Raw genomic sequence first — 8,297 nt, 5'->3', positions numbered from 1 at the left:
ACAGGAATGTTCTATTCAAATGATGGTCAAACTCTATACATAGCAAACTTAGGAAATGATCTTTTGAAATTAGACTATAAATAACTGTGCCTAACAACGTGTATAATTAATGCGGTTTGATGGTTATTTGAAAGATTAATTCTTACATTTAAATACTGATTTCCATCGGAATCATCCTACGGACGATTCCGCACAAATCATACACGAACACGTTACAAACAATTTAAACCAACCTTACGAATGAAAAAAATAAGTTTTCTGATTGTAATTTCAATTTTGTTTTCTTGCTCTAATAATAATGATACGGATACAGAAATGCGAACGACTGACCTTTTAAAGGTTTCGGATATTTATTTAATTAACTCTGGCAGATTAACACAAAATGCAGGAATTAATTTTAACCCAAATGAATTAGAAAACGATTCATATGTTCAAAGCCTAATCGAATCAATAACTCAACTACCAGATTCTGAATTTGATGAAGTTTGTCATATAGATTATGGTAGTGATGGATTGGTAGACTCATATAAAATTGGAACAAATCAAATTGTTTCTTGGAGATATGATTTTGGTGGAACAGTTCAAAGGGATAGTGATGGAAAGGTAATTTCAATTAACGATAACCCTATTACTCTTGACAATAATAAAATCACCTTTAAACAAAGTGATGGTTGGAGTTCATCGAATGGACATAATGAACAAATAAATTTTAGTGGAAATAAATTGACTAAAACTTTCTATATAAACGGTTCAGGTTCAGAAATTTCAGAGAACTCATATACTTACCAATATAGTGGAGATAATTTTATCAAGAAGCATAAAACTTCTGGCTCTTTCACTTTCTACGAAGTTTCAGAATATAATAATGATGAATTCTATTTGCCTTGGATAATACACCGTTCTCCAAAAAGACTTGCTCTAGAAATAGTTTTCGACTTAAGATTAATGAAAAAGATTCCAAAAAAAATGATTAACTCTCAACATTCCGAACAAGATGTTGATATAACAAATATTATTAAAGATGAGCTAAATAGACCTTCTTTAATTTTAGGTAGAAATTCAGAATATAATACCGACTACATAGTTATTTATAAATATGCAGATTAAAAAACTGTTTGTAACAATGTATAACCGCAATTACGGCGGATTCGACTACGTCCTAATCCACTCGGAATTGCTAGCGTCAGTGCTTAACCGAAAATTAACGCATATTAACCCGTAACTGACGGTTATACAAGACCGTTACCCAACATCCTAAAATTATGAAAAACACATTATTCCTTTTACTGATTATATTAATTGGATGTCAACAACCTCAGTATAAAACAAGTGATTATACCGTTATTCAAGATTTAGAACAATTGATAGAAAAGCAAAATTACTTTATGCTTAAGCAAGTTTTTGAAGCTCAAAAAGATAAACTTTCAAAGGATCATGAATTATATTTTAAGGCTATCATATTTAATGTTTTTAACAATCTTGAGGAATCAAATTCAGTAATTGACGAGATTATTAATCAAAAGATTATTCATCTATCAGATACGATTCTGAATTCAGTGTACAATACAAAACTTCTAAACCACATAAATCTTTATGAATATAGCGAGGCTGCGCTAACAAGTGAAATCATTCTTGATGAATACCGTCATTTAAATGATTCAACAGAAATAGAAACACTCAATAATGAACTGAAAATTTGGAAATCATTAAGAAATACCCCTAAACAAGAAATTATCAGAAATAGGGATGTTTCATTTCCAATGGTTAGAGATAAAATAGGTCTATTCAATGTGGATGTAACTATAAACGATACGATTCAAAATTTTATATTTGATACAGGGGCCAATATTTCTGTGATAAAAAGATCTTTAATAAAAAACCTTGGCTTAACTTATATAGAATCCGATTTTTATGTTTCAGCATTCACTGGCCAAAGAGTTGATAGTGACCTAGCTATTGCTGAGACTTTAAGAATTGGAGAGCTTACTTTTAAGAATGTAGTCTTTTTAGTGCTGAATGATGAAGATATTTCATTTCCTCAAATTGATTACTACATCAATGGAATTATCGGTTTTCCAGTGATTGAAGCCATGGAGGAGATTAGAATTTCTAAAAACGACACTATCTATGTTCCACAAAATCCTGTTGAGTACAATTTATCCAATTTTGCATTAGATGGTTTAACACCGATAATTGCCTTAAATTATAAAGAAGATACCCTGAGTTTTGGGTTTGATACGGGAGCTAGAGCCACTACCTTGTATTCACCTTTTTATGAGAAATATAAAAGTGAAGTTGACACCAACTATGACTTACAAAAATTTAAGTCTAGTGGAGCTGGTGGTATTATTGAATTTGAAGGATATATAATTGAAGATATCGATTTGAAAGTAGGAGGTTCGATTGCGAGACTAAAGAATTTACAACTTCATAAAAATAAAATAGGAACTGAAGATAATAACTTATATGGCAATTTAGGACAAGATTTTATAAAGCATTTTGACGAGATGATCATCAGTTTTAAAAATAGTTCTGTGGTATTTAAATAAAATGTATAATAAAAAGACGTTGGGCAACAATGGCTATACGTAATGCGGTCGAAAGTGCTGTTATGAAAGCAATTACATTAAATAAACTTTTCGTTAAGCGAACAGTGAAGTGCTTTCTAATCCCGCACTACTCATAGCCAAACCGTTAGCAAAAATTATAATAATTCTTATGAGGAAAAAATTTATTTTACTTATAGTTACTTTGATAGCTTATGGCTGTAACAGTTCAGATGAAACAATTGAAACAACATTAGAATCGGAAAATGAATTCGTCATATTATTCCCAGAAGCTTATCCCATAACAAGTTTCGAACTTCAAAATGGAAATTCAATTGTAATTTATGAAAACCTAAACTTGAGAATATCAGAAGTAGACACTTTTGGAAAAATTTTATGGACTAAAGAACATGATTTTAAAATTGATATATTATCAAACAGCATATTTATTTTAAACAATTTAATTTATTGCTACTCTAGCGGTGTTAATGGTATTGAAAAGAGAGTCATTAACTTTAATGGTGATATTGTAGAATCAGAATTACCATTTAGTCAAGGCACCTTCATTTCTAAAGACAATGATTTTATATTTGCTTTTGATTTATACTATAATCAATCTACTAGTAAAACAGAAATAACCTACAGGAAATATTCATTAAATGGGAATTTCATATCAGAAACAAGCTTCGAAAGTGATTATCTACAACTTTCTTCAAATAGTGACATAATTGTAAAAAACAACTATATCTACATCTTTGATGAAGATGACTTCCAAAACTCCCCAAATTTTTATGAAAATTATTTTTGCAAAATTTATGACTTAAGTGGAAGTCTAATCAATACAATAAATTCAGAAATAAAAAATTTAAAATCTGCTCACTCAAAATTAGTTTTAGACAACGGAAATATTCTCATGTCAATTTACAATTTTAAAGAAGACAATAGTTTTGTTTATATAGATGATTACGATTTAAGACTATACGATTTATCAGGTAACTTAATTACTACTAAAACACATAAATCGTATTCCAATGTGTTGAAAATTAATTTATTATCGAATAACGAAATTGCGGTCGCTGGTGGACGTGATGGTTCAATGACAGAACTAAAACTATCACAATTTACAGTTTACGACCAAAATTTAAATCAAGTTTATTCTAGGAATATTGGAGGTTATGACAGCGGTGATGTCTTTTTTAAGATTAACGAATCCGCAAACTACTATTATTTATTAGGACGGACGTTTGACTACAATGGGGATTATGACTTACCAAACAACTCAACGGGCACGGACATGTTCTACTTTAAATTGGAAAAATAACTTTTGCTAACACCGTGTAAAAATAATTGCTTGGTTCAAGCCTACTCGGAAAATCCTGCGGATTTTCCTCTGGTTCGTTCCATTTTTAGTAAGTTAGTTGCTGGCACACGCAACTATCCTTACACAAACACGTTGTAAGCAATATTGACAAAAATTATGAAAAAAATTTTATCGGTCTTAATTTTACTTATTTTACCTATTTCTTCTTTCTCACAAATAAAAGATTCCATTGCGCTTCCTGAAGGCGGAAAAGAAGTTTCATTTTATGCCACAACAAATATTTATGTCACCAAAAATCAAAATGTTTCAACTGACAATAAAACTTTCCGTTATTTTGACGACATATCAAACTCAATTATAAATCAATTCGATTATTCAAATCCTCCAAGGGTTCTGTTATATGCTGACAAGAATACCCGATTTGAGTTTATAGAAAGAATCAAAAAAGAAATAGCATTAGTCGACAAGAAATTGTACCTAATGACAGACAATATTGGAAATTCCTCAAAAGGAATTCCAATTTACCTTAACAGTCTTTTAGGCGTTCACAAAAACTCATCCCATATACTAACGTTAGAGCAAGTATTAAGAAACGAAAAGTTAAATGCGACAAAATATAAATATACTCCTCCTCCAAAACCACTTCCGAATGTTTGGTATCACGATTTTGAAAACATAATTTACTCGGGCAATAAAAAAAATATTGATAGTATTTTAGAAAAAAAGAGTTACTCTTCTATTCGTTTAAAACCTGAAAAAAACATTGCCTACAATGGAAAAAATATTGATTTGGATTTACTAAAGGAAATCTTCACCAAAAATGACATTGTCTTTTTAAAATTTGATTATCATCTGATTTATGATGACTATGTTTTTATTATAAATCAATATTCAGAACTTAAAAAGCTAAACAAGGAAGCGGCATACTTAATAGAAATACCTTATGACCTTGAGTATTTGTTAAAAGACAAACAGATAAAAATTTAATTAATAAAAAATACTGCTTACAACATTGGCTATAAGTAATTGCTTGTTCTCGCATACTTCTGAAAATCCGCAAGGATTTTCAGTTTGGTGTGTACTTGCAAAGTTAAGTGCTAACCCACGCAACTACTCATAGCCTAACCGTTGTAGAGCATTTAGAAATATACTATGAGATATTTAATTGTATTATTCATATTTACTTACTTAAACTCATACGGGCAAGCTGAAAATGAAATAAGAACAATAGAAACTTATGAAAAGCATAAGGTTAAAAGAGATTTCTATGCTTATGGACAGGTTCTCGAATTAAAGGATAATAACTGTTTCGAGTATAGTTATATGACACATAGCCTTCGTACTGTTGAATATGGGGTTTGGAAAAAGACAGAGAATATTTTGACCTTAAAAGTTGACTCGATTTCGGATGGACAAAAATCAATGGTTGATGTTTATGAATATTATATTAGAAAAGACAAGCTTTATGAATCAGCCAATGGCAAAAGAATTGGTAGATGGATATTAAAAAAGACAAATTAAAAACGCTCTACAACAATGGCTATAATTCATTGTGGCACATTAACTGATTTGAAATTATTAACTTTAAATACGGCTGATTTCTCAAGCGGAATAATCCTAGCGGATGATTCCACAACGAAATCATAGCCGAGACGTTAGCAAAAATTAAACTTTATGAAAAAATCAATTTTACTGTTTTTTGTTGGACTTCTTTTCTGCAATTGCTCTAGTGAAGAAAATTCAAATAACGGAATGACAGGCTTAAAAAATGATGAATATGTTGTTTTATTTCCAATATCTAGACCGATTACTTCATTAGAAATTGACAATGAACTTTATGTTTTATATGAAGACCTTGAGTTTGATTTACAAAAATTAAGTAAGGTTAGTAGTAACGGAGTAATTTTATGGACTAAAGATTTATCAATAAATGTAACTAATCATTATTTAAACTTTATGACAAATGATGATAATCAACTATATCTATTCAACAATTCAGGTCTTGGGAATTTTGATAAAGTACAATTTGATTTAGAGGGAAATATCACAGAGGTTAGTCTATTATCAAATGAGAGTTTTGATGATGTTCATATAAATCAAAATAATTTTTATTTAATTAAACATAATTCAACAGGTATATATTTTGAAAAATACTCATCTTCAGGAAACTTATTAGAAACATCTAATGTAAATATTTCCATAGAAGAACCAGATAAGTCAAAAACTATTATAAATAATAAATCATATTTGTTTGGACTTTCAGATTTTAATGGTTCAGCATTAGACTTTTATGATAATTATTTTTGTGAAATTTATGAAAACAACTCTTTATTAAATTCTATAAAAATTAATATATCCAATAGTTCCGCACATTTCCGTGAAAGTTTAGTATTAGATAACGGAAATATACTATTTATTACGAAGACTCCTGAAGATACTGAATTTAAATTGTTTGATTCTTCAACTGGAGACAATATAGCGAATAAAACATTTGAAGGTATTCATAACGGAGACTACAGCATATTCTTAATGACAGATGGAAACCTAGGTTTTGTCAGCCACACTTCAATAAATGACAAAAATACAAAGCTCTCTCAATTTACTATTTTGGACTCAAATTTAAACACAATATCCCAAAGGTTTTTTGGTAGTTATGAATTCGGAGAAATTCGATACGATACTCATGAAAGTCGTGATGGAAATTACTACTACATTACTGGTAGAACAAATGGAATAGATGGTGATTATACTGGTGTTCCTAATAATTCAGACACCATAGACATGTTCCTTTTTAAATTATCGAAATAACTTTTGCTAACAACGTGTAAAAATAATTGCTTGGTTCTTGCCTACTCGGAAAATCCTACGGATTTTCCTCTGGTTCGTTCCATTTTTAGTAAGTTAGTTGCTTGCACACGCAACTATCCTTACACAAACCGTTGTACGCAAGCTGAAATATGACTATAGTATTTTTAGATTCAAACATTTATAGACAATTAGGACAAAGGTTTCTTGAAAATCAGGATTTCAAGAGGCTAAAGGACTTCTTAGATAGTACTTACAATGACTTTGGAGTTTTAAATGTAGTCCAAAAAGAAATTCTTGACTTCTATAAAAAAGATATTTACAATAAATTATTACAGGATTATTCTAAACTAAAATCACAGATTGAAAAAAATCCTCTAATTCAAATCGAAAAATTACAAGACGTTGAAAAAGAAATTGATGAAGGATATAAGCTGGCTGAAAAACAATTTGACGTTCACAAATTAAGAATAGGTGCTGAAAGCTATACATCAGATGAGCTATTGGAATTTCTTTTGTTAAATAAACGCGTAAATGGACGAAAAGACAATACTAGAGATTTTCTTATTGCAAAAGATTTAATTGATTTTGCAAGTGATAATGAGGAATCTCAAATAATTCTTATTTCCGATGATGACTTTTTTACAACACATAAACACGTACAAGAATTAATAGAAAAAAAGAAAATTGAGAATTTACACTTTTTCAAAAGTATATCTGATTTTCTAAAAGAGTTTGGACCAAAATTCGACTTTGTAAACGATGAATTAGTTTTAAAGTCTATTAAAGTAGATATAATAAAAGAAGAGTTACTAAAAGATATAAAATGCTTTCCAGGATATGTTAGTGGTTTTTATAGTGACAAAAAATACGAGGATATACCAGAAATTGAGAATTTAGAAATTAAGGATTTAGAAATTCACGATTACTATGTTACCAAAAATATTTCACCAGATACTTACAAAATTCAAATCAGTCTTGCAGTACCAATAGTTGCCACTTACGAACAGGAAACTAAAATAGAAGAGTTAGAAAAATTCAGAAAAAATCCTGTGTATAAATATCGAGATAATTATCCCGAATCATTTGACAACCAAAATAGAATTGTTTTCGACCATAAAGTGTTATTTCTTTTTGAGGGTGTTGTAAACACTACATCGAAAACTATAGAAAATATCAATTTTATAGATTTCTTCCCTGACCATTTTCTATGGCAAGAGGAAATGAAAAAAATAAAAGAACAAAGAAAATCAATTCCAGCATCACAATTATGTGTTGATGGCAATGAACATAGTTTTGATGAAAATATGGGGTTTTATCATATTTCAAAATTTGGACCTGGCTTATCTTGGCATTATAGATGTAAAAAGTGCGGAATGATTTATGATACAGGAGATTTCTTTGATTAAAGCCAGCGTACAACATTGTATAAAAATAATAGCGGTTTAATCGCTAAAACAAAATGAAATAATAATAAAAAAGGTCTATGTTTAACCGAAAAGTAAGTGCGTAAAAATCCGCTACTATTCTTATACGAGACCGTTGTGCATAATGTCCCAAAAACCGTAATCTGAATTAAAGTTTGAGAAAAAAAGAAATATTTTGGCTGATTGGAACCACAATAC

General features: G+C 29.6%; 7 protein-coding genes. All 7 read left to right on the top strand.

What is annotated here, in order from left to right; genetic code table 11:
• Positions 1 to 240 precede the first annotated feature (240 nt).
• The 7 genes from K7G79_RS14405 to K7G79_RS14375 all read left to right on the top strand — a co-directional run bounded on the left by K7G79_RS14405 (position 241) and on the right by K7G79_RS14375 (position 8,081).
• Positions 241 to 1,107 (top strand): hypothetical protein, encoded by an 867-nt coding sequence (locus tag K7G79_RS14405; protein WP_223552303.1) that lies wholly within the window; start codon positions 241 to 243, stop codon positions 1,105 to 1,107.
• 155 nt (positions 1,108 to 1,262) lie between these two features.
• On the top strand, positions 1,263 to 2,549 hold the full coding sequence (locus K7G79_RS14400; protein ID WP_223552302.1) for a pepsin/retropepsin-like aspartic protease family protein: 1,287 nt from the start codon (positions 1,263 to 1,265) through the stop codon (positions 2,547 to 2,549).
• 169 nt (positions 2,550 to 2,718) lie between these two features.
• Positions 2,719 to 3,867, top strand: coding sequence for a hypothetical protein (locus tag K7G79_RS14395; RefSeq protein WP_223552301.1), 1,149 nt, complete (start codon positions 2,719 to 2,721; stop codon positions 3,865 to 3,867).
• Positions 3,868 to 4,023: 156 nt separating this feature from the next.
• Positions 4,024 to 4,854: a hypothetical protein gene (locus K7G79_RS14390; protein ID WP_223552300.1), complete on the top strand. Its 831-nt coding sequence runs from the start codon at positions 4,024 to 4,026 to the stop codon at positions 4,852 to 4,854.
• 165 nt (positions 4,855 to 5,019) lie between these two features.
• Positions 5,020 to 5,388: a hypothetical protein gene (locus tag K7G79_RS14385; protein ID WP_223552299.1), complete on the top strand. Its 369-nt coding sequence runs from the start codon at positions 5,020 to 5,022 to the stop codon at positions 5,386 to 5,388.
• A gap of 153 nt (positions 5,389 to 5,541) precedes the next feature.
• Positions 5,542 to 6,675 carry a hypothetical protein gene (locus tag K7G79_RS14380; protein WP_223552298.1) on the top strand — a complete coding sequence of 378 codons (1,134 nt, stop codon included), beginning with the start codon at positions 5,542 to 5,544 and terminating at the stop codon, positions 6,673 to 6,675.
• Between the two features lie 149 nt (positions 6,676 to 6,824).
• Positions 6,825 to 8,081, top strand: a complete 1,257-nt coding sequence (locus K7G79_RS14375) for a PIN domain-containing protein (protein ID WP_223552297.1) — start codon at positions 6,825 to 6,827, stop codon at positions 8,079 to 8,081.
• The last annotated feature ends 216 nt before the right edge of the window (positions 8,082 to 8,297 follow it).

The organism is Aestuariivivens sp. NBU2969 (assembly GCF_019931125.1).
Classification (GTDB): Bacteria; Bacteroidota; Bacteroidia; order Flavobacteriales; family Flavobacteriaceae; genus Aestuariivivens; species Aestuariivivens marinum.
This window is presented reverse-complemented; position numbering and strand designations above follow the sequence as displayed.